Origin of the sequence: Mucilaginibacter sp. 3215 (genome assembly GCF_050433785.1) — a bacterium.
GTDB lineage: Bacteria > Bacteroidota > Bacteroidia > Sphingobacteriales > Sphingobacteriaceae > Mucilaginibacter.
This window is the reverse complement of sequence record NZ_JBNPWO010000022.1, coordinates 16,247-40,009: the sequence shown is the minus strand read 5'-3', so window position 1 is coordinate 40,009 and position 23,763 is coordinate 16,247. Positions and strand designations below refer to the sequence as shown.

At 39.9% G+C, this 23,763-nt stretch carries 18 protein-coding genes; 7 read left to right on the top strand and 11 right to left on the bottom strand.

Features of this window, described 5'->3' with window-relative positions; genetic code table 11:
* Positions 1 to 1,189: 1,189 nt before the first annotated feature.
* Together ABIC84_RS24410 and ABIC84_RS24405 are read right to left on the bottom strand one after the other, a co-directional pair.
* Positions 1,190 to 2,455, bottom strand: coding sequence for an McrC family protein (locus tag ABIC84_RS24410; RefSeq protein ID WP_429265271.1), 1,266 nt, complete (start codon positions 2,453 to 2,455; stop codon positions 1,190 to 1,192).
* Positions 2,452 to 5,136: an McrB family protein gene (locus ABIC84_RS24405; RefSeq protein WP_429265270.1), complete on the bottom strand. Its 2,685-nt coding sequence runs from the start codon at positions 5,134 to 5,136 to the stop codon at positions 2,452 to 2,454. The genes ABIC84_RS24410 and ABIC84_RS24405 overlap by 4 nt, the downstream gene beginning before the upstream one ends.
* A gap of 186 nt (positions 5,137 to 5,322) precedes the next feature.
* Here ABIC84_RS24405 and ABIC84_RS24400 point away from each other — a divergent pair, with 186 nt between their 5' ends.
* A complete protein-coding gene (locus tag ABIC84_RS24400) occupies positions 5,323 to 5,646 on the top strand; it encodes a hypothetical protein (protein WP_429265269.1) in 324 nt (107 codons plus the stop codon).
* Here the strand turns inward: ABIC84_RS24400 and ABIC84_RS24395 are convergent.
* From ABIC84_RS24395 to ABIC84_RS24385, 3 genes are all read right to left on the bottom strand, one after another.
* The gene (locus ABIC84_RS24395) at positions 5,636 to 8,209 is read right to left on the bottom strand and encodes a hypothetical protein (protein WP_429265268.1); all 2,574 of its coding nucleotides are present in this window, start codon (positions 8,207 to 8,209) and stop codon (positions 5,636 to 5,638) included. The two genes, ABIC84_RS24400 and ABIC84_RS24395, sit on opposite strands and share 11 nt — an antisense overlap.
* Positions 8,210 to 8,230: 21 nt before the next feature.
* The gene (locus ABIC84_RS24390) at positions 8,231 to 8,689 is read right to left on the bottom strand and encodes a hypothetical protein (RefSeq protein ID WP_429265267.1); all 459 of its coding nucleotides are present in this window, start codon (positions 8,687 to 8,689) and stop codon (positions 8,231 to 8,233) included.
* A 623-nt stretch (positions 8,690 to 9,312) separates the two neighbouring features.
* Positions 9,313 to 10,275: a hypothetical protein gene (locus ABIC84_RS24385; RefSeq protein WP_429265266.1), complete on the bottom strand. Its 963-nt coding sequence runs from the start codon at positions 10,273 to 10,275 to the stop codon at positions 9,313 to 9,315.
* A 661-nt stretch (positions 10,276 to 10,936) separates the two neighbouring features.
* Between ABIC84_RS24385 and ABIC84_RS24380 the strand changes: the two genes are divergently transcribed.
* The 5 genes from ABIC84_RS24380 to ABIC84_RS24360 all read left to right on the top strand — a co-directional run bounded on the left by ABIC84_RS24380 (position 10,937) and on the right by ABIC84_RS24360 (position 14,384).
* The gene (locus tag ABIC84_RS24380; protein ID WP_429265265.1) at positions 10,937 to 11,698 is read left to right on the top strand and encodes a hypothetical protein; all 762 of its coding nucleotides are present in this window, start codon (positions 10,937 to 10,939) and stop codon (positions 11,696 to 11,698) included.
* A gap of 211 nt (positions 11,699 to 11,909) precedes the next feature.
* Complete coding sequence (locus ABIC84_RS24375; RefSeq protein ID WP_429265264.1) at positions 11,910 to 12,179, top strand: helix-turn-helix domain-containing protein; 270 nt, start codon at positions 11,910 to 11,912, stop codon at positions 12,177 to 12,179.
* Positions 12,176 to 12,493 (top strand): hypothetical protein, encoded by a 318-nt coding sequence (locus tag ABIC84_RS24370; RefSeq protein ID WP_429265263.1) that lies wholly within the window; start codon positions 12,176 to 12,178, stop codon positions 12,491 to 12,493. The genes ABIC84_RS24375 and ABIC84_RS24370 overlap by 4 nt, the downstream gene beginning before the upstream one ends.
* A gap of 357 nt (positions 12,494 to 12,850) precedes the next feature.
* A complete protein-coding gene (locus ABIC84_RS24365) occupies positions 12,851 to 13,405 on the top strand; it encodes a BfmA/BtgA family mobilization protein (RefSeq protein WP_429265262.1) in 555 nt (184 codons plus the stop codon).
* Positions 13,406 to 13,463: 58 nt separating this feature from the next.
* The gene (locus tag ABIC84_RS24360; RefSeq protein ID WP_429265261.1) at positions 13,464 to 14,384 is read left to right on the top strand and encodes a DUF5712 family protein; all 921 of its coding nucleotides are present in this window, start codon (positions 13,464 to 13,466) and stop codon (positions 14,382 to 14,384) included.
* A gap of 344 nt (positions 14,385 to 14,728) precedes the next feature.
* Here the strand turns inward: ABIC84_RS24360 and ABIC84_RS24355 are convergent, their stop codons facing one another.
* The 6 genes from ABIC84_RS24355 to ABIC84_RS24330 all read right to left on the bottom strand — a co-directional run bounded on the left by ABIC84_RS24355 (position 14,729) and on the right by ABIC84_RS24330 (position 19,072).
* Positions 14,729 to 15,424, bottom strand: coding sequence for a hypothetical protein (locus tag ABIC84_RS24355; protein ID WP_429265260.1), 696 nt, complete (start codon positions 15,422 to 15,424; stop codon positions 14,729 to 14,731).
* Complete coding sequence (locus ABIC84_RS24350; protein ID WP_429265259.1) at positions 15,424 to 15,807, bottom strand: hypothetical protein; 384 nt, start codon at positions 15,805 to 15,807, stop codon at positions 15,424 to 15,426. The genes ABIC84_RS24355 and ABIC84_RS24350 overlap by 1 nt, the downstream gene beginning before the upstream one ends.
* Before the next feature lie 11 nt (positions 15,808 to 15,818).
* The gene (locus ABIC84_RS24345) at positions 15,819 to 16,331 is read right to left on the bottom strand and encodes a hypothetical protein (RefSeq protein WP_429265258.1); all 513 of its coding nucleotides are present in this window, start codon (positions 16,329 to 16,331) and stop codon (positions 15,819 to 15,821) included.
* Positions 16,332 to 16,469: 138 nt separating this feature from the next.
* A complete protein-coding gene (locus ABIC84_RS24340) occupies positions 16,470 to 17,678 on the bottom strand; it encodes a site-specific integrase (RefSeq protein ID WP_429265257.1) in 1,209 nt (402 codons plus the stop codon).
* A gap of 723 nt (positions 17,679 to 18,401) precedes the next feature.
* Complete coding sequence (locus ABIC84_RS24335) at positions 18,402 to 18,839, bottom strand: NUMOD1 domain-containing DNA-binding protein (protein WP_429265256.1); 438 nt, start codon at positions 18,837 to 18,839, stop codon at positions 18,402 to 18,404.
* Between the two features lie 26 nt (positions 18,840 to 18,865).
* Positions 18,866 to 19,072 (bottom strand): NUMOD4 domain-containing protein, encoded by a 207-nt coding sequence (locus ABIC84_RS24330; RefSeq protein ID WP_429265255.1) that lies wholly within the window; start codon positions 19,070 to 19,072, stop codon positions 18,866 to 18,868.
* Between the two features lie 510 nt (positions 19,073 to 19,582).
* Here ABIC84_RS24330 and ABIC84_RS24325 point away from each other — a divergent pair.
* Positions 19,583 to 23,761: a PKD domain-containing protein gene (locus tag ABIC84_RS24325; RefSeq protein ID WP_429265254.1), complete on the top strand. Its 4,179-nt coding sequence runs from the start codon at positions 19,583 to 19,585 to the stop codon at positions 23,759 to 23,761.
* The last annotated feature ends 2 nt before the right edge of the window (positions 23,762 to 23,763 follow it).

The following is a 23,763-nucleotide window of genomic DNA, read 5'->3' as shown; positions in this document are numbered from 1 at the left end:
AGGGAGTAGGAGAGAGCGGGAATCGAACCTCGCTTGTAAGTCCTTAAATTATAATGGATTATAAACTCTTGAAAGATCATTCAACGATTTGTACAAGCTGTATTTAGCCATAAATCGTTGTACTTCAAATATACGAAACTTCTGTTTTCAAAAAAAACGAAAGCGATTTTATTAAAAATCTAATGATGGATATACAATATTAATTTTTATTATTTAGGTAAAAGGGTAATGAATGGACGGGACATGAACTACGTTCACTGATCGCTCATTGTCAATATTTTACTAACTCTTATAAAAGCAACTCTCTTAAAACTCACTTTTATTTATAAGCTGTTTGATTTCAAATGACTGATGCAAATTTAAGGAATGACGAGGTTACTACAAAGGAAATACGTCTCAATATTCTTCAAATAAAGATTGTTTGCAATAAAAAGATAGATAATGTTCAGTTATCCTGTATTCAACTCTTCATTAATCAATCACCAACGATAATTTATGCCTAGAACGCCTTCCTAAAGAATCTATTTTTGCTTAAGCCAAATTTGATTTCTTTACTATTAATCCGACAGTTTAACAAAGACACTTTGTAGATATTTTATCATATACAAGAGCGCCTACATGTAAATTTGCCGTCGGCGGTTACCTTCGACAAAAAATCTTTGGAAAACACAGGACTTAATAACCAACTCGGTCGTCAACATCGTATTGCACCCGATCGACGGCATGGAATTACAAGCTGAAAACCCTGCTTTTTTGATCAGTCGGCTACGTTTATGCTATATGTATTTGTAAAGCCGCTTGCCCACCTGAATTATCATCGCGGCCAGGTTAATTATCTGCGCCGGATATTAAACTGAGATCAGCTACCCTAACGCATAAATTCACCAATTTTTTAATTCAGGATTTTCATTTTATCTTTGTCGTGTAAGCACTACAAATCGCACACTCCTTTATTGCTGTTCTGGCAAGTTCAGGAAATCGTACCCACAGATCGAACTCTTAACCATTTAAAAAGGGAGGCTTTATGCTACTTTTTATGTCTTTATTAACTGTCATTGCAAACTTGATGCAGATAATAAATATTATCAAGGGTTGGATTAAGAAATAACCCATTTAGGCCCTAGGTCAGGCTAACAGTTAGCTTACCTGCAATTTAAGGCCGGGGTATGCTCCGGCCTTTTTATTACGTTTAGGATAACAACCAATTTCCGATCTGACTGGTAATGGCTTCCTGCCATTGAGTGATGTTATCATTCGCTTCAATACGAATAACAGCGCAGGTTTTATCACTCATTCCTTTGACCGGGTCATAATATTTGCCATTGGCAATGTTAGATTTACCGGGATAAACCAGGGCGACCCGGTCGGCATGAAAGTAACTATGGTAGACAAATAATTGTCGCAGGTCTTCAGAAGAAGGATTGTAGCCGTTTAAGTTTTTCCATTTTGTATCAAGAACTACAAAATGCTCTTTGTCACCCTTAAGATAACTGATCACTATGTCCGGGCGGATGGTCGAACTGTAGCCATTCTGTGGTTTCCAGAAGTGTTTGGTCGACTGGTCTGTGATCCGGACACGTATTTCTGGGAATGTGAGTTTTTTACGGAGGGTCGCCAGGACAAATTTCTCCCACAGATCGTTCATATCGAACATCAACGCCAGTACCTGCTCGTGGCCTTGGCTGATATCCGGGTGATGCTTTAAAAGCAACAGCTTTGCGATTTCCAGGGCCTTATTATAATGCGCATTGTTACGATTTAATATGAGCCTGGTAAACGTCTGTTCGGTTACACGAATTGCCTTTTGTTCTGGAAATGCCAACCGGATAGTAGCAATTCTGCTTTTAAGGCCAGGATGAGTACTGATTTTGTCGGTCAATTCAAGCGCAGCCCATAAGACCTGGTGAATTGGGTGTTCGCCATCATAGACCGTATGTTTGGTATAAAAGCGATCTCTGCGGGTCAGGTTATGCTGAATATCCTTACTGATCAACAAAGATCCTTTCAAGGCCCGGCAGTTACCTTCATCACTACGATATTTTTTGATCAGTCCTTTACGGATCATCTGATCAAGCTCGTTTACAAATAGTTCGAAATAATGGTCTAAGATCGAATTGGGACGGATCTTGAGTTGGCTGCTGGTGGGCGAGTCAACCGGGAACGTAGAAACTACCTGCAACATGCCGAGCAATGCTTTGCGCCACGGGCCATTCTTGTCTTTAGGGTTAGGCTTCGGCAGTACCTCTATGGTGAGCTGCCCAATTTGGAGCACACCTACATATTCACAGAATCGTACAGACCGGTGCCCCAATGTATAATATGGCACACCCTTTTCACCATGAAACTTTTGAAGTGCGTGCAGCATGTCATGGTCAAAGCGCATACCATCGACCACGTCGTCAATGCGTATGACCATGTGCTCACTTACCGTTAGTGTCTTATGCTTGCTGTTCAATGGGTGCCCAGTAAATAATGGATGGCTTGTTTAAGATCAACCTGCACCTCAGCATCATCAATGATCAATGTATGGACCGCTTTGGCGGAGTAGTCAACCAGTTGGTATTGTTGACTTTCATCGAAGATCGAACTGTCATAGTTTTTGAAATTGGCGAAGGCCTTATTGCCGTACTTTGTCTTTAATTGTACGAAGCCTTCTCCCATTACTAAGCCGATCTTACCGTAATCACCATAAAAATACTCTTGAAGTAACGGGATTACTTTGTTTTGTATAGCGATCCGCAGATCGTCGACCGAATTAACGTTGATGAAAAAGCTGTGACCGATCAGGTGGTCTCTATCCAATAGAATCGAAATTCGTTGATTGATGATCTTCAGGAGTTCGCCGAGATCAATATCATCAACTTTTTTCGTGACCAGTTCGGGCAATGGGGGCATCTCATGGAAAACAAAACGTCGGCGTAGCGCAGTATCCAGTGCTTCAACACTGCGATCAGCTGTGTTCATGGTGCCGATCAGAAAAACGTTCGGAGGAACACTGAATTTAGATTGGCTGTAGGGCAAGGTTACGGAAAGGGCTTCTTTATTACCACTTCGCTTGTCGGATTCGATCAGCGTGATCAGTTCCCCGAATATTTGTGAGACGTTTCCCCTGTTGATCTCGTCAATGATGAGCACGTAATTCTGGGCGATATGATCCGTTTGTTGGTCATAATCGAATTTTGCTTTCATGTATTCGCCTACTGCCCGGGTATAAGATGGCCAGTCCAGTGTTTTGCCGGTCATCAAATATTCCTTTAAATAATCCTTTCTGATTACGCCTTCATAAGCTTTCTCGGTGTTGGCGTGAAAACGGATGTTATCCTTTGAGTTTTTATAAATGGTGAACTCCTTAGAATGGACCAGGGTTTCCAATACGAGCTTTTGTCCTTCTGACTGATCGATATCATTCAAAAGCTGCTTATAGATCGCATCGAAATTATCGGTTTTGACCTTCGGACGTTCCGCCTGGAGGCAGAGTGTTTTGAAAACTCCGTCGCGAACATGATAAACAACCTTATTCTCATCGGTGGTTTCTGGTTTTAGTCCTTCTATAAAGTCCTCATAACTCATACTTTGGTGAAAGGTGGTAAAGACGATACGCCCCTCATCGACCCGTTCACGGAATAACCGTGTTACAGCATCACGGTCAGTCCAATCCAGTTCTGTTTCTTTTTGCTCACCGATGATCTTTAACGCACGATCTATCGTATTATAAGTTTTTCCGGTTCCTGGAGGGCCGAAGAGTATCTGGTTAAGGTCAGTAGCAGCCACGGCAGTTGTTGGTTGAGTTGGCTTGATTTCGTTGGTCATAATATTTCGGATATGGTCGCCCAGGTTGGCATCGAGATAATAAAGCTGAGTTTTGATCTTCTCGATCAGCTCTTCATCATCAATATTGATCCCCCCTTTATAACGGATACTTTTACCATGTTGCCAGTCTATCCATTCGCATTGTGCCGGTAATTGCGAAATAAGCTTTGAGAAAACTTTTTTACGCTTACCTTCAAAATGAATGTCCACATAGACCATGGCTTTTTTGATCTTCCGGACGGATACTTCGAAATGGGCTTCAAGGCTGTTCAAAATATCTCCGTCCGAAACCAGCCATGCATAAGTTTGTTTGGCCCCGTCCAACCCATTGTCTTCTTGGCGTCCTGGATGATATGCACGTACGGAGTCCGTGTCTTCCGCAAGGCTTTCTGTCAGATCTTCAATGATTCCGGTAAAGGACTCATAACGCTTATCCAACATTCGGTAGAGAATGCCCTGAGCCAGGATCGTATGGTTTGGATCAGGATATGCACTATCGGATAGGCACCCTTTAAATTGATCAAGCAGTTCTTCGTCAGTTTCAATATAGTCTCTGATGAAGCTCTTGCTTAACTCCAGATAATGGGGGTATTTCTTTCCTGCAGGGGCCGCCTTGATCTGTAGCTTACGGCAATACTTTTTATAAAAGGAGTTTTTATAAAAGCTATACAGGTCTGGACGGTAGTAGGTAAGGAATGTGGCGATCGTCCGTTCATCATGACGATGTGAGAAAGTTGGTTCCAACCGATGATAAGCGTCATTGACAATTTCCTGAAACTTGTCGATCCTGTCCTGTAATAAAATCCTTTCGTCAAAAAGCACTCTGAAAGCCGATTGGTATAATTCAGGGAATTCTTCTGCTAAATGATCTCTGATTGATACCGCATCATAAAAGATGAGGTTACTGTAATCTATATTAGTGATGTCAGAACTGAAATTCTCGCCATCTGGATCAGGACGCCCCTGATATTTTTGGACCAGCTCCCATTTGTATAACTCGTCCTTCAATTTATTTTCTGAGAGATAAACCTTATATCTTTCGATTAGTTCCTGTTGTGGCGATAGTTGCTTGGACTGGATCGTAAATTCCGGGCTTAGTTTTTTCAGGAATTCCTGGGCTTCGGTCGTATTGTAATCCCTGGAGTTGGGCTTATTACCCGTTGCGATCTCTTGAGCGATTGCAACTACATATTTCGGAGGATATGAATTCCCTTTATAATTAAGTATGTGTACTCTGGACTGGGCTCTTGGGTCCAATATGCCGTCACGGTCGATCTGAGTTAAAGCCTGCAGAACATGAGATTCGTTAATGTAATCTGGTATCAAGGGAAATTAAAAATTGTGATATGCCTATTATACCCAGCTAATATATCGATTTAGATGAAGTTGTTCTAACCCCTGTCATTTTCATGCCATTTAATAATTTTTAATTTTGCATTTCGAAATAACGCTGACCTATGTCTGAAACTAATACGCCATTTATTGCTAAATACATCGAATCGAGCGAAAAACTTGCCAAAGCAGGTGGTGCAGCCTTTGTTTCAATCTGTGCTTGAAAAACTAACTGATATGTTAAATTTTCATGAATTTAATCATCTGGATATCGAGAGTGAAACATTGTATATTGAAGATTTGACTCAAATTAAAAATAATTTATTTCCCACAAGTAAAGGCGATGAAGTCAACTACCAGGCAAAACTCACGATGGATATAATTGTAAAATGGGCTGAGCGTCTTGGTAGTCTGAACGAAAGTTGGGGAAGATTTACTTTAATCCTGCAGAACAAGGCTCTCCAACATCATCAAAACGCTACCCAGGCAGAAATTATTCCTTGATTTCATATAAATAATTTTTTGAATCGGTTTTCATTTTAAAAGCCGTTTTCTTTAGAATCCTAAGCCAAATCTTTTTTCGTAGGTATGACCTAAGCCCATCAGGCTTGTCACTAAATTCTTCAGCTAGCCATATCGGAGGCTGAGCTACCATTTCATTGAGTGAAGCCTCATTTACACTTAAATCAATAAAACTCGTTTTGAAATTTCGATTTAGTTCAAAAGCCTCGGTCATATCTCCAGTTTGCTGTAAAACGGTAATAATATTAGATTTATTGATAATTAATAAGCTATCGTGAAATAGGTTATCATATAATCTGAATACAGGCATTTGGTCGAAATAGCCAATATGAAAATTAGGAATAATGATCTCCGCAGTATCATCCTTCCAATTCGGCTTATACCGTTCTTCATCACGCAGGACTGAATCAAGATGGACATTTCTAATGATTATAATATGATTGTCATCAGAATATTCACTTAGTACATTAACTATTTCATTTTCACTAATCTCAATATTATTCTCCGGTGCAATTTTTCTGGTAATCTCAAACTGACCGTTTCTGTTTTCTTGTTCCGCAACATCCCTTCCACGCCCTTCTATAAAGCCTACATAAGGTATATGCCAATTTTCGACAAATGTAGTTCTGTCCATTAATTCATTTACGCCGATTGTTTCAAAATCCAAACCTTCCTCCGAATTTGGCTCAGTGGCGTATTGTTGATATAACTTCAGTAAGAAATTAAATTTTTCATATTCTGAAATTATGCCAGAAATGAACCCTGTTTTAGTTTCGTCTTTAATATTTCCAGCTATTTCTATGTTATCCATAACAGATAGGAAACCAGCATGAATCTCTGCAAATAATTCTTTCGTTTTAGTGACTTTCTCAGTATTCGCAAAATAATCAGATTTGTAAGGCTCCATTTCGGATAACTTATCAAACATGGTACTTAACCTAATAATATACTGATCAATTCCGTCAACCGCGCCTGATACATTGTTTAGCGCATCTCTACTAAATCCAATCGCCGTTTGTTTTGGGTCTTCGTTATAGTACATCTTTTGAGGGCGATAACGATAAAGCAAAATCATAAACAGCTGATCAACATAAAATTCCACGCCATGATGACCTTCCCAATAGGTGAATAACTCATGCTCTATATTATAGCGGTGTTTAATTAAATTTAAGATTTCTAATAATGAGGTGGGCAAAATCTCTTTATTGCCCTGGAAAGCGTTAGAATCGCCCGGTTGATTGTATTCTAGTGCATGATTTAAAATACTTATGTCTTTTTTAAATAGCGAAAAAGCCAATAGTTTAATAACCACGGTCTGAAGTTTATTAAATTTAAGGGTTTTTAAAGCCAGTCGTTTTATTTGTTTGACCTGCTGTAGAATAGTCTCATCTGAGTGAATCTTATCGAAAATGTTATCCCTCAAATACTCGTCAAACTCAACGTTCCATTTGGTCAGTTCTTCAAAGTTATTAATGTATCTAATAGTGTAACCACCTAATTGTGGTAGTCGTTTTAATAGCGTACTATAATCTCCAGGTTCGTGCTCACGCAACTTATCCGCCAAAATCGAATAGAGTGTGCTATAATTGGAGCTGTTAGAAGGATAAAAATTGCTATCAATACACCGCTCAATAAAGGATTTAACAATCGCTATTTTTTGTAAGCGTAATGCCTGGTAAAGATTTCTAAAAAGATATTCAAAGTAAACGTCTATGTTATCCTGATTGACTTCATCCGAAAAAATACGGTTCAAATAAATATTATAGTTCAGTAGGCTGGAAAGGGGATGTATTTTATCTGTATCGGTATTTAGGGTAGAAATATTAAGATTTGTCAAATTATCAAGGAAATATTTGAGGACTTCCTGATAATTGAAGTCATCATCTTTTAAAGGATCAAGGATGAAGATCCAATTCGTTAAAACATATAAACTGTACTTTTGAACAAGGAAATTTTCCTTTTGATTGGCTGCATTCCAAATGTTAAATATGGAAGATATGTACCGAAGTATTAAGTCGTTTCCTCTATCAGGATTATTATAAACAGTATATAACTTATCATAGGTTCTTTGTTGTGGCTGATTTTCATCAACCTGCTGCACATCTCCAAACCCAGGAAATGTGAAACTTTCCCAATCTATCGGCTCCCTTTGAATAATTCTGTACCTATTGTCAGGATCAATCAAAGTAAAAAAAAGCTCTTTATCGGTATTATATAATTTTAGAATTTTTATAAAGCTATCCTCAATCCATTTCAGATCATCAATTACAGAGTCTGTATAGTCTTTTTCTAATCTGAGCGCTGAAATTTTACTTATTTTCTCTAAATTGTTATTTAATCTTTTTAATTTATCAGTACCGGCTCTATTAAACTTAGGCCAGTGTACTATTGGCAACTTGTTTTTCTTAATCCGTTGTAACCATATCCATTTAGGACTTAGTACCCATTTCTTTATATACCATGATTTGATCTTTTCAAACTGAATACTCAGAAATAAAATCAACTTATTACGTTGCTTTTTTAAATAGCTTTTAAGTTTACCCATTAACAATCGCATCTGATTTTTTTAACCTTGAATAATCTCGTCAGCCTCTTTTTTTAATTTTCGAGAAAAATAGTCATCGAAGTTAGTAGCATATTGTTGCACAATTCTAATAAACATGATGAAAACAATGATGGAAAACAGGTCAACAAGCATCAGTAAATACATCATCCATCCAGTTTCAATAGATAAAGATAACATGCCAATAGAGACGTAAATGATTGGCAAAACAAAATAAACCTGATATTGGTAAGTCCATTCTTTTAAAAAACTATTCGAGATTTCTTTGTCCTTATATTCGCTTGTGTGTGTGGAAACGATACCTAATGCAATTGGAATGGTGATGCTGATAAATCCAGCGATTATCATTGAATACTGTACAATAAGATTTCTGTCAAATTTTAGTTGGAGCAGGTAATCAAGTTGGTCAGAAAACCAGCAATATAAATCTGAATATTCGAGATTAAAAAGCGCAATCGTCATTTGTGAAATTGCAAAAGGTTGATTGTGTATAATTTATGAATATAGCTATTTATTAAACCAAATGATAGTATCTATCTTTAAATTTTACAACAATTTCCAGTTTAAATGAACAAGAGACGATGTGTTTTTTTATTGGTGCAGGCGCAACGCTGCCATGGGGTTCGCCATTAACTTCCGAACTAACCACATTCTATTTCGGTTCCGGCTCTTTTAAGAAAAGAGGGTATCGCAGCAATATAAAAGATAGGATTTCAAAAAAAATGGGACGTTGCTTTCTACACAAAGTCTACGCTGTTATCGGCTTTTCATTAGGGCTACCTAAATTGACCAGTAAATATAAAACCAAACAGATTGATTTTGGCTAAAATCTCATTGCTACATATAATCAATAATCGTTACTTTCGAGAAATGAACCTCTCTCGTCGAATTATATATGCCCGATGCTCGTGAGATTTTGCTGCGGACAGCGATACTAGACTTTTCAAATGTTCATACCTTAGGCAACAAGGCTAAAAGGGTGACTTTTCATTCCCATCATATTAGGGCATTTAATCTTATTTGGGCATTATTTGACCAGTGAAATTACTCAACTCTATTTCGTTTTTTGTAATAGATATACAGGATTAGTTAGCCAGATCAAGATTTGAAGTTAAATCCTGTAGGTTAACTATTTGATTTTTGATTTTGCCGCTCTTACTTGCGCTTACTCCTTTAAAAATGTTTATAAAAATGATGTATATATTTTTGCCATCAAAAGAAAGACGAGGTGGCCAGGTTTTGTCTTTATCATCAAACGATATTTCATAGTTATATTCATCCATGTTAAAAACAACCAAATAACCAACATTTTTATGATAATCATTTGCGTACTTAACTACTTGCGCAAAACCATCTGCAATACGATTGATCCTGTAGTTCTTTTTTTGGTCGCAAATTTTAATTTCCATAACCAATGGATCACTTGTATGGAGCATGCTAACAACATCAGCTCGACCTGATGCTGACAGAGGTGTGGAAAAAGGATAATCTACTCCTTGGTCAAATAAAAATAACCTTAAGTCTTCTTCCAACTTGTTTTCACCTGTAGCACTATTATTTTGATACAGTTCATTTAATTTATCTTTAAAAAACCACTCTGTTCTCAGTTTGTATTTTTCCAATAGATAAAGCGTAGCGCTACCTTCATCCAAATGATCTCCTATATAGTTTACGATAGGGTCAATATATTGTTCTACATAAGATTGTAATCGTTCGTTATGAGTGTTACCACTACCAAACTTTCTGGTAATATTCCCGATATGAAAGTCAGTCCGTTCAACATACCATTGAATAAGGTAATATTTGGTAATTGCCTCATGTTCCTCATTTTCATACTCAATACGTGTCCTTGTGCTGTTATCTATCTGTTTGAAAAGTTCTTCTTCAGGCTTGAAGCGACTGTCTATTAGATAACAATATAAAGCTGTAGTTCCTTTAATTTTATCAAAAAAGAATTTATGAGAATTAGGAAATTGTTCTGTGGATGATTTGATAAGGCGGTTACGCCATTCTTTCAAGTTAACTCTTAAATTATGATTGTAATACATTATTTAAACAGGTTATTAAGGGTGTTCTCAAGACTACGAAGCGCGTCATTCATTTGGTTAAGCCCAGTATGGGCGCTGCTGTCATTGTCAACAATTTGAACGCTACACTTACAATTATGACAGTAACAGATTTCTTCCAGTCTTACGTCACGTAGCGTAATCTCGAAAGAGTACCCACATCGAGGACATTCGATCTGCATCCAGCTATTTTCAAAGTTGACGATCATCTAAGCTATAAAAGTTATTTTTATGAAACTAATATAGGGAGAATAAAGCAAGTTAAATTGATAATGAATCATAGACAATTTTCATAATGCAGTAGAGTTTGATATAAGCTTAAGTAGCATAGGAGAACCGAGTCTTTATTTTAGGCAACTTTTAATTCGGTTAAAACTTTCAATTGTTCCAACAATCGGTTCGAATTATGTCCAGTCTTGGGAGTAATCATTAAAGATATGCGATTAATGATTCGTCCCGAAACTGAGCTCGAACCGGCAGCTAAATAGTAGAGAATATTATCAAATCACTCATCAAATGGTTCGACTTTAGTCCCGTTGATAATAAGACCAACAAAACTTCATATTTAAGATATTTCGATATCCGTCTGTTTTCAAAATGCGAATTATACTTAAATTGTTAACTTTAGATTAAAGTCTAACCTATGCGAGAACAATATTTCAAACACCGGGCACAGTTCGATTTTAACAAAAACTCCAATGATATAGGCCGCCCATTTTTTTGGAATAAAAAAGTTGAGGATAATCACTTTCTTAACATGCTTTATCGAAAGAGTGAGCAACAATTCGATGAACTGTATAAATATCACCTGCAATTTTTCTTATCTGAATACGATGATGCAACCGAACAAGAGTTCTTTAGGTATGTGTGGGAAGTCATACAGGATGCTATTGCACAGTTAAGGCAAAAAGACAGGTATACCTCAAGTCATGCCCAAAACTTCCGATACAAGTTTCACCTTAACCGGTTTTCAGAATATCTTCAAAGCATCGATGAGTGGAACCTTGGCCGTACCCATGCTGAGATCATTGCAGAGAAAGAAGGCCAGATCAAAATACTCAAAGAACAAGCGCAACGCCTGATGGATGAGCGCAGGGAGGCTGAGAAGTTGGACACCGACTATCCGATTAATATCGCCAGCGGTCATTTCCTCACTTTGGTTGACCTTTTTAAGAAGATCGAGGCACTAAAAGTAGGCGATAAGGAACTGGTATTTTCGCAAATGCCCATTACCTGGGCCAAACTTATTAGCCGATACTTTCAGGAAGATGGTGAACCGATTAAATTAGATCGCGTGCGGCGCTATTACCCGCGCGATGCGAGTAACCCAAGTGGCAGGTCATCTGCTATCCCCTCCGAAAACCAGCATTTCAACATCACTTCGGCAAAACGCAGGGCAAATTAAGTTCGGATTTCAGGTTTGCTTTTCTTTTGCAGGCAAACGTTAACAATTGCCGCGGAACTATTCAACACACTCTTTTTCAGTACTATACTTTGGCTGCCGTTACCATAGCTTGGCTTATGGTAATGAATAATATCGCTTTGCCCACACCTTTGCTTAGTACCCGGCATGGGCGGTACATGTATTAGGTAATGATTTAACGAAGGAGGCGATTATGCAAGCAAGTGAACTGATCACTAAAGGAGATCTGAATGAATTTAAAAGCGAACTCTTAACAGAAATCAAGAAACTGGTTCAACTAGATGATCAGGGCCAGTCCAAAAAGTGGCTTAAAAGTAACGAGGTTCGAAAGCTGCTCAAAATATCACCGGGCACCTTACAGAACCTGCGCATCAACGGGACATTGAGCTATACCCGCATCGGGAGCATCATGTATTACAAGCTCGATGACATCAACAAGCTACTGGAAGGAGGGCTGCAATGAGTATTCATAAAATTGCGATCAGTGAAGTTGCCGGTTACAGTAAGCTGCTTAAACGCATGAGCGTGGACGGGCGGCTGAATACGACACACATCAGCTTGTTCAGTGCATTGTTCGTCCAATGGCAGCGCGGTGGTTTTAAAAGCCCGTTTTCTGTCACCAGGAAAACGCTAATGGCTTTTAGCCGGATAGCGTCAATTGCAACATATCACAAGTGTATCAAAGAACTCGGCGAATATGGATACATCCGTTATCAGCCCTCATACCATCCTAAACTCGGCAGCCAGGTTTACTGGCCTTCCGGTTGGGAAGTGTAGCCCGGTGCTTTGTATCGGCATAGCTGTATACCAGGCTATACGGTTAACCGCATATCGGAATAACCAGTTACTCCGATATAGGTATAGTCAGATATCCAGCTATTCAATATAAACCCGGTGCAGCCGATGGCTGCACCGGTAATGATTTGCTTCGCAAATCAGAAAGAAAAGCGGTGGTCTCTTCGCGAAAGCGGAGGGAGCGAGCGGAAGTCGGGCACACCCGACTTTTCCGCTCGCCCTGCGGGGCTGACGCGGTTTTGCGTATACCTGTGGTATACTTTCCCCCCGCTTTTATGCTACAGAAAAAGAAAACAGTATACCTGGCAGTATACTCAATATTGCAATTTGAACGAACTTATGAGCAAGGATGAAAATGTAAAAACGATAAGGTTTCCGGTAAAGACAGATGAAAAGCTTGTGATCATTGCTAATAAATGCGGTCTTTCGAAGCTTGACCTGTTCATGTTTATGGTGGATTATTTTTATAAGACAAAGAAAGATCCAAGGGATTTGAACGATGAACTATTAAAAAATGCGATCAACAGGAAGACGGACAATATCGTTGCGTTTATCAGGACACAGGAGCAGGAACTTTTGGTGCCTTTAAAAAAAGATTCAGAGCGTATGATCAATTCACAATTGAAGATCGTGGATTATTTTAACCAATATATCATCGCGCATAACAAAGAGCAGAAAGAAGCTTATTCGGCCCAAAAAAAAGCAATTGAAGAGATCGTGAAATACCTGCAAACTATAGACAAGCTGCAATTGGAAAAAAGAAACCTGAAAGCCCGTTTCAAATCAATCCTGGAGCATTACGTTTCCCAGCGGGAGAACTTAAATGTATTTGCGAAGCAGGCAGATAAGGATGAGCTGGTACGTTTTGCAAGGGAACAGTTGGCTAGTCTTTGATAGCAATAATGAGCCAGCGCGTATTGGGGTATTTTATTTACAACTAATCAAGAAAAAAATGCACATCAATATCACGACAAATGAAACCGGGAACAATAAAGGTAGCAGCAGCCAGTTGGTAGCCTACCTGGAAAAAGAGAACCGTATGGCTGAAGCGCAGGATAAGCATTATAAACCTCAGTACTGGTTTAACCACAAACGGGATGATATCCATCCCTATGAGGTAAGGTCGGGTATCGATAATAACGTAGCCAAACTTTCAAAGGACGATGCCAAATTTTTCCTGTTGAATATCAGCCCGAGTGAAAAAGAGTTATTGTACCTGAAAGAGAAGTTTGGAATGGATGGCGCGAAGAACTATTTAAAAGCTTATGTCAATGAGGTGATGGATGCTTATGCTAAAAACTTTAAGCGTGACCGGGTGGATGCTAATCGAGACCTGGTTTATTATGCCAAGCTGGAAAACAACAGATATTACACTTACAAAGATCTGGAGGTAAGAAAAGGCAAGGCCAGCCGAGGAGATATCAAACCGGGAGAGCAGATGCATGTTCAGGTCATCGTCAGCAGGAAGGATGCCAGTAATACCATCAAGTTAAGCCCTTTGAATAATTCAAAAGGAACGAATGCTGAACATAGTAAAATCGTTGGGCAGTTTGACCGGGTAGCTTTTAAGCAATCAGCGGAGCAGATATTTGATCGGATGTTTAGTTATGAAAGGGAGGTCAAAGAATCGTTCGAATATGCGAATGCTATGAAAAATGGAAGCTATGAGCAAAAGGTAGAGGTCAGGGAAAAGCAAAGAGTTCAGGATTCCGGTAACCTGTTCCAGCAAAGCCATAGCAAAGGGATCATCGATGTGTTGCTTGATGGTGCAGCCAAAAACTATGGGCCGCCGACAGTAGACGATGGGAGAAGGCGCAAAAAGAAAAAACGACCTGGACAGGATTATGATCGGGGACAACAGCTATCACGGTAAGTAAAGATCATGTGGCCCATGCGGCTGCGGCAGGCAGCTCCATTACACCACGCGCTTCGCACCGGGTTCATTGCGCCGCCAGCCTCGCCGCCGCACGTGCAGGAGTGTATTCGGTCCTCATACACACCTGCCTTTCCCGCCCGCTGATTATTGGTTAGTCACAGCACCGCAGTCACAAAGTTAGCTACGAAGGAAAACAGTCAAGGCTATATAAACCGGCTATCGCCGGGCCTTGACAGTTTTCCTGCTAACAGCTACTGTTGTTTAAGCGGTGATATGACTGGGTGTGCGCAAGTGCATATAGGTACTTGGCACCTGTTACGGTTACCAATTCCCTGCACGAATTAAAGCTTGAAGCTACCGCTACCCAATGAACGCCCAAGATTTTGACCCTGTTCTGGTTTTGTTATATGCTGTTGCACTTGCGTTTGCTCTACGGATATTTTCATGTCTTGAGCTATGCGGTTTACCCATTCTGGTAAATTATGAGCATGTTCGACAAGATTACCGTTCGTATATTTCAGATATACTGAAAGACTTTGCCCCTTTTCCTTAGATGCGGCTTTCATTAAGATAACCTGGTCAAAAGCACGATAATGTTTTTGCAGGTTAACTAAAGACTGCTCATAATTTGCTTTGATGTTATCTGCTGATACATCGTGTCCTCCTTTAGCTACTCTTAAACGTACACGCTCAAAAGAAATAGCAATTTCATCCAGGCCAAAGAAAAATAATCGGGTGCTATAACCCTTAATCTTAAATTCATTAACTGATGTCATGATATCTTCTGTTCGAAAGTTCGTCTCGAAAGCACATGTTGCTTTTTCGGCTTGCATGGTCTCTTTCCAGTCCGAAAATACATGCCCGTTAACTGCGTCATATAGATTACCGCTGTCTAAACCCGGAAATTGCTTTTTAAGCAGCATAAATTCTTTATCGCCATCAAAAATAGGGGTTCCCGGTGGTACCATTGAGGATGACAGCGTGCTTTTACCGGCGCCATTGGGTCCGGCAAAAACAAACAGTTCCGGCTGTTCCATTAAAATCTTCTGCTGATTATTTGGCTTTCACCTGTAGAGGCGTTTACTTTAACCAACTCGCGATGGTCTTGATATTCACGGATAACGTGATTTCTACGCTCTTGATTCCCGGCTGGCTCGTAAACGTTATAGAGACCCAAATGCGTGTTTTCGGCTTCTACGTTTTGGATTTCAGGATGCAACCGTTCTTCAAGCTCTTTTAAAGAACATTCAAAAACTGGTATGTAAGTTAGTTGCTCCATTAGATTTTGTAATTCCGTTGCCTTTGCCGGATGCCATTGGCTTACAGGAATCAGAACGGCGGTTGCTTTCTCTTGTTCGTCGTAAACAATATTAAATGTATCCTGGCTAACGAACTCTTTCAAATTTAGTATTTTATACATGATTTTACAAATTATTGTTTTACAATAGTGTGATGCTGATGCGCTCTTTTGTGTCCTATTGGCCTAATGGCGGACCTTCTATTATTGGATTGAGATTGGATAGGCGCCGGTTTACTTATGTTTCCTGCTTGTTCGTGGAGTAAGCCTACTAACGCGTTGACCTCTAATTTTAAAGCTAATGCAAATCCGAAGGAAATTGCTGTTGCGATAACCAGGCCGAAATAAACAAGCAGCAATTTTATTTTTATTTTTTCCGGAGAGGATTTAATCGCTTTATCAACTTTTTTCTCCAAACGGTCTATGGCAAATTCTAATTTGTTTTCCGGTTGAAGGTTAACCAGCCTATCCAGTTTCACACCGATCTCTTCAAGTTGTGAAGCGTAATCCGGCAAATAAACTTTTGGATAGTTATGAATGTTCTTCTCCGTGTTAGCGATGCGGTCATTATATGTTTTGCTATGTACGATTGACCTGTCGGTAACTTCCTCCAGTGTATCAATTCTATCATTGCTGTGATTGCTCATTTTCGTTAAGTGTTTAATTCTGTAAAAGCTATCGGCCAAGAGAACATGATTAATCTTGTTTCCCCTTTTGCGTTAGTTAAGAATATAATGAATAACCTTGAAGCCTCAGGCAGCTTCAAGCTTATTGAATAGGTGCTTTTAATAAAGCTGTCTTAGCTTAGACATGTCCTGCGCCACTTTCATATCAAGGATCTTTGCGTAGTGCTGGGTTGTTTTAATGTTAGTGTGCCCAAGCATCTTCGACACGCTTTCAATGGGTACGCCGTTGGATAGCGTTACAGTAGTCGCAAATGTATGCCTGGCAATATGGTAAGTTAGCTTTTTAGGGATGCCACAGATATCAGCTATCTCTTTTAAATAAGCATTCATCTTTTGATTGGTTGATACAGGCAGGGCTTTACCGGAATGTTCGCATACCGGGGAATCGCTGTACTTATTGAGTATGGAAACAGCAGGAGGAAGTAACGGCACACGCGTAGGGGTAGCTGTTTTCTGTCTTTGGGTGTTTATCCATTTCTCTCCGTCAGGACCGGTAATGATCTCCGTGGCTTTTAGTTTTTGAACGTCGGCATAAGCAAGCCCTGTAAAACAGCTAAACAGAAAAATATCCCTAATCTGTCCCAGGCGTTCTGTACCAAAAACTTTCGCAGCCATTCGCCGTAATTCCTCATCATTAAGGAATAACCTGTCAACCACTTTTACCTTGGCTTTATAATTTACGAACGGATCATTAACCATCCAACCACTTGCGATACAGATGCGAATGATCTTCTTGAAATTCTTTAAATATTTTACGGCCGAGTTATTAGCACATTTTCTTACTGATCGCAGGTAGAAATCATAGCTCACTACGAAGTCATGATCAATTTCTTTAACATCAATGTCATTTACATTATATTTCCATTTGATGAAATCCTGAGTATGTTTTAGGGATGTTTTATAACGTTCTAAAGTTCCTTTAGCGAAATCAGACCCCACGAGCGCAGCGACTTGATTGTTATGCTCTTTAAAAACGTCAAGAATGGTATAGAGCTTTTCCGGCTTACCATTTAATAGGTTTTTTAAGCGGTCAGCAGTGATCGCTACCTTCTGCGTTGTCAGGCTTTCGTGAGCTGCATAAACCATTGCCTGCAATGTGTCCAGGTATGCGTTGAATGCCCGGACACATTGCTTTGTGCCTTTTAAGCGGCCTGCATTACTGTTCCATTGCGTGGGTTCACAGGTTCTTGATGTGGTAGTTTCCGCACGTTTCCCGTTTACCGTAATACGTAAATACACGGGTATGGGGCCTTCATTGTAGTTCTTTGGTTTCTTCAAATAGAAGAGCAAGCTGAAATTAGTTTTCATGTTAAATAACATTAAAAAGGTTAAACAAAACTAAGCTTGCAGCTAACAGAAATCAAGATGTTTAAGTGTTGAACATGTTGATAACCAAAATAATATGTTCAATTCGGTGAGTCGTTAAAATCTCAAAATTACTCACCTTATCGCTCTCCTTTTTGACGCGAATCGATGGCTATTTTGAGCATTTGACAAAAAAACAAAAGCCTGCAATCATTTGATTTGCAGGCTTTTAAATAATTTGATATCAAAATCAGCGGAGAGTTAGGGAACAATAACTCGTCCAACGTCCGCTGTAAATCAATGCTTTGTATTTCTATTCAATTTGAGGTCACCTAATAGATCACCCTTAAATAATCAAATCGCTTGTGCTTATTAAACAAAGATAACTATTTTAAAATATAAAACTGCAAACCTAACACAAAGGAACCAAAGACGCGCTGGTCGCTAACGCGCATCGGAAGCTGTGCCGGTTCGACTCCGGTTTAGGGTACAAAGCCGCCGTCAGTACGAATTTTTGTTCTGACACGCCTTTTTTAAACTTATTGTTAACCAGATAGATAAGCTGTGTCGCTTCATTCAATTTTTCGGTTCGGTGTTCAATATATCGATGGCTATTAGATTTTTCCGTAAACATAGGCTTATAACTTTTTCTTAAATTCTAAATCAAATAGGTTTAATTTAGCTGCCTACGAAGTCAGCATTTAAAGTATCGCAATATGTTCATCGTTAAAGATATTTCCAAACAAAACCGTTCCATTGTTTATATATTCCTTTAGCCACCTGGATAATGGCTTTATCTCCCAAATTCACCTGCCTCGATGCTTCCTTAATGCTTGGAAATTTTTTGATTAGGTTTCCTTCCAGATCATATTGTGCAACCGGCTTGCTGGTTGAATAGTTCTTTTTCCAGCCAGACCGGTCAGCTGTTTTAAGATAAGGGAGTACGCGGTCCCTTAGCACGGCCCGCTTTTGCTTTTCACTTTTGGTTACGAGCTTTAGATTGTCCGGGCTATTGTTGTATCCGTTATTATCTACGTTTATCACATATAAGCCATTTTTCCTGTAATCCAGGTGTGGGTCAACAAAGGTTAGATAAATGAGTCTCCGGGTATTGAAATAATATGCTCGGTTTTCAATAGTAAGCGTTACCCGTAGATCGATCATGGGTCACCCGTCACCAGGTTGTTATTTTAATGAATGGATTGACTTAAAATACGGCCTTTTACAAATTGGGTATAAAGCCGGGGATGTCCAATCGTCCGGTCCAGCGATTTTACCCTCCCAAGTGTGGAAGCCTGGTAAGAGCCTTCAAAACCAGGTACATCTTTCCAAACTTCACCGGGCAAATCAGCAAATGATTTATTCAGGTAAATAGTATTGACATCTAAATCTGACATGTTAATTTTTCAAAGTCTTGCAAATTCCGTTAACTGATCTTACATAAAAATAAAGAGTAAAGGCATTTGCTTTGGTAGAATACAACTTGCGCCAAATCACCTGAATTATCATCCTTAAATCTCGCCGCAAATTTCAGGGAGGCGAGGGGATCGACTTCGTTGATGGCATCCCTGCTCCGCGGCGTCAACCTGGCAGGAAGGATTCGAATAATGCCTTCGGTTAACATTTGTATCCCCATTTATTTACAAATATTACCTTTCAAATAAGAATATACGTTGGTATATTAGCAATTATCAAACTTAACCTTATTCACTGGCTTATGAGAAATAAAAGAATTTCGTTAATTACTTTTTACCTTTCTGCATTTAATCTCATAGATGATGATTGTTTTGGATAGTTCTCTATCAAAACAGAACCTACAGGCTTTTTAAACTGCTTGGTCCGACCCTGCAATTTCATGCCACATTTACAATCAACCAACCTAAATTACAATTGTCACTACATTCTTAATGCGAAGAATCATTTATATTTTTTTATTAAGCCTGCTCTTCAACGGGTTCGCTTCTGGTCAGATAGGAGTTCCGATAAACCTTCAAACAGGGTCACCAACAATTAACATTCCAATTTACGAAATAAGAAACGGTGATGTTTCCGTTCCTGTAAGTTTATCTTATAATCCCGGAGTTAAGATAGCACAGTCCGACGGTAATGACGATTTTAACATTGGGGTTGGCTGGCGGGTAGACGCAGGTGGAACGATAAGCCGTTCTGTAAAAGGACTACCGGATGATTATCAGGGCGCAGGTGCAGACACCCGAATGGGCTGGCTATATGGTACAGGCGCTGCGGGTATTCCCGGCTTCAACCCGCAGAGCCGGACGGATTGCAATGGGGATGTGTCTAATTATAATACATTAAATACGTTTGCCAATAACAACACCGACACCGAGCCTGATGTATTCAATTTTAATTTCGGTGGCTATTCCGGTCAGTTTGTATTTGATAATAATAAAGTTATCAGGGCAATGCCTTACCAGGATTTGTCAATCGTGCCATCTTATTCTGCGTCAGGCGCAATAATTTCGTTCACCGTGACCACCAATGATGGTAAAAAATATACATTCATACCAGTAAAAACGATCACTAAAACGGTAACACCTGGTGCCACCATCAATAAGGTATATTATTTACGCGACAAATTATTCAAATATGCCCAGCAAATAAGTTATACCATAACCTGGGGCCTGTCTGATGTGACTTCACCTGCAGGAGGATATGTTTCTTTGGGGTATGGTGGGACACAGCAGGAAAACAATGCTAACCTGGAAATAATAGACAGTGCTTATGCCAACCCGTCTGCAACTGATATCTATCTTGCGGATAATACTTCTGCAGGGGTATATAAAAAAAGCATTTATTACACGAAAACAAAAGTTGATACAAAGCTACTTTCCAGTATATGGGATATGGCGGCCAACTACGCGGGAAATGATGCCGGACACGAACACCTTCAGTTTTTTTATACGCCGGGTTTTATCTCGGTGCCCGACCTAAATAAAGGCATTTATATAACCCATCAAACCAGCGTGTTGCTAACGTCCTTCAAGGTTTATGCAGGCACAAGTATTACGCCGTCCAGAACCATAATTCTAAACAGAGTGGGCACTAACGGGTATACTTTCTTACAGTCGTTACACGAATTTGCTGATAATTGTACCGTAACCCCTCCATACCAGTTTGAATACCTGGGGACCAATCTCGTTCCGGACGCGAATGGATTTGTTTCGACAGGTTTGCCGCTATCGCAAAATAGTTCATATAACTTATCACCGCCCAGTCTTACTTACCGCCAGCAGGATTACTGGGGATATTACAACGCCAATAATGCGACTACTTTGGTGCCGAATTTATACATGTATCCCAATGAACCTTCTCCGGAAAAATATAGGATACAGCCGATACCCGGATATTCAGGGACCTCTAACATCATTGCAGGTGGGGCAGACCGTACAGTGAACCCGAACGCTATTGTAATAGGCTCACTATACAGGATCATATATCCAACCGGAGGAAGTGTTAAATTAGATTACGAACCTAATCAGTATGTAGATGCCAGGAGTGGTCAAACATTTTTAGGTGGAGGGATCAGGGTAAAGACAGTTACCCTTCATGATGGAATCAATACTACAAATGACATCGTTAAAAATTACACCTATTCCGGGGGAGTATTATTAAACCGCCCGCAGTTTGCTTTTTCTATTCCTGTATATACAGATGTAAGCGGAGGCGTTCATACAATTGGCGAGTATAGTGACCAGCCAACTCAGGCCCGGTATTTCACAGCACTTTCTGAATATGATCTAAACCCATACGACAGCGATTCGCCGGATGTCCTGTATCAATCGGGAACAGAAAGCCAGGCGGGGATTGGCAAACAGGTTTACCAATACAGTAATCCTGCAACTTTTGGGCAAACCTCTTCTGCCGAATATGCATCACCCAACCAATGGCAGGCTACTTATTCGCAATACGCAACAACTACCGACCCTTCTTCGGGGTTATGCATGAGCAAAGGTTTACTGGCCGATGGATATTACACTTTCCCTTACCCTTCTAACCCTAATTATACCTTTGAAAGAGGGCTGTTGCAAAGTGTGAAGTCCTACAATGAAACCGGTCAATTGGTTAAAGAAAGCGATTATCAGTATACGCCTGTTTATAAAAACACCTCACCGGTTAGTATTTATGGCTTGAGTTATGATTATTTCACTTACAATCCTAATGACGTCAATACCAAGGCATTCGCGTATGGCAAATACAGGCTTTTCGGAGATATGACCAAATATCAGACCATTACCATAGATAAAACCTGTGACCCCGGAACAAATTTCACAAAAGTGGCAACTGTTGAAAACGACGCATTTTATAACGGAACTAATCATAGTCTGTTAAGCAGTACCAAAACAACGACAAGTAATGACGGCACCAATGTTACAACCTATACCGCGAAATTCAAATATCCGCAGGATTATACAGCATCTTCAGGTACCGACCCCGTAACGGCAGGGATTATCGCGTTAAAAAATGCCAATATGAACAATACCGTTATCGAAAAAACATCTTCTATAACAAAACCCGGTCAAAGCGAGCAGGTAATCAGCGCGCAGCTTACCAAGTTTAATGTATTCTCTATCCCCAACCCTCAATATTACAATACTGCCGCTACTTTTTCAACAAGGGTTCTGCCTTCGCAAACGCTTTTCCTGAAAACAAATTCACCATTAACTAATTTTACGCCATCAACCGTTGATAATAATAACCTGTTTAAATACGATTCCCGTTACCAGGTAAGTGGTAATATAACAGAATACAGTACCATAGGCAACCCCGTTTCAATGGATGACGGGCACCAGCAATTATCCGCCGTACTTTATGATGTAAACGGCATTAAGCCTGTTGCTATCATAAAAAACGCGACGGCTAACCAGGTGTTGTACTCGAACTTTGAAGATGAGTACCCAACACTTACTACACAGCATACTTTTAATGAGCCTCCAACAGGTAATTATAGCCAGGTAAATGGGAGGATAGGCAAAGCTTTAACGGTAGCTCCGCCTAATTTTACCTTCACAGGTACGGTTAGTAAAGGTGCGGGGTTAAATTATATATTCTCATGCTGGGTAAGCGCGGCTTATGCAGGCTCACTGACAGTAACACTTACAGATGCCGGGGGCCACAACGTAAGCAGCGTTATACCCTATACCAATACAACAGGGGTATGGACCTATTACCGTGCCAAATTGCCGGTCAGCTCTTTAAACCCAACGTTCAATATCTCCATACAGGCCAGCAACGTACCTGTTACCGTAGATGACATGCTTTTTTACCCGGAGTTGGCAACTGTTGCCTTAACAGGTTATCAAATGCAATTAAAAACAGCTGAAACCGACTTGCGCGGCAATACCATCTACTATACCTATGACGGCCTGCGGCGGCCAACGGTAGTTACCGACCAAAATCAGAATATTTTAAAAAGGCTGGTATATAATTACCGGACGTCCTATGCTTTAAACGCCTTGTTTAATATGCCCGCGACAGCCAATACCAACACGGCGGTTAATTTTGTGAGTGGTCCTGTTGATCCCTGCGAACCTGCTCAAATAACACGGAACTGGGATTTTGGAGATGGTACGACGCTTGCTAACGGTGGCACGAGCCCTTCACATACGTATACAGCACCGGGCAATTACACGGTGAAGCTAACAGTTACCCATCCTCAGTACGGAACCGTATCTACAACACAAAATATTACCGTTTATGTACAGCTTGCCTATACAATGCACTTAAATGGTATTGCTGCATACAATGTGTGTTCAAACCAGATTATTTTAGTTGGTGATCAGCCTCTAACCAATCCGCCGGGTACCGATACCTTTACCGCATCAGTAAGCGGAAGTTATAATAACCAATTCCTTTGGGAACAAGCCTTTGATACATCGCCCAACAACTGGGTCACGTTGCCAGGCACAACCAATACCATAACGGTTACGGTACCACATAACCCCGATGGCTCGATCAGTTCTAGCCAAACGTACACCCTGCGTTGTACCATGGTGCCCCAGCAACTGCAAAAGGCTGCTGTGCAAACAACGAAGATCATATTTTTAGCACCTAACTGTAATAAATAACA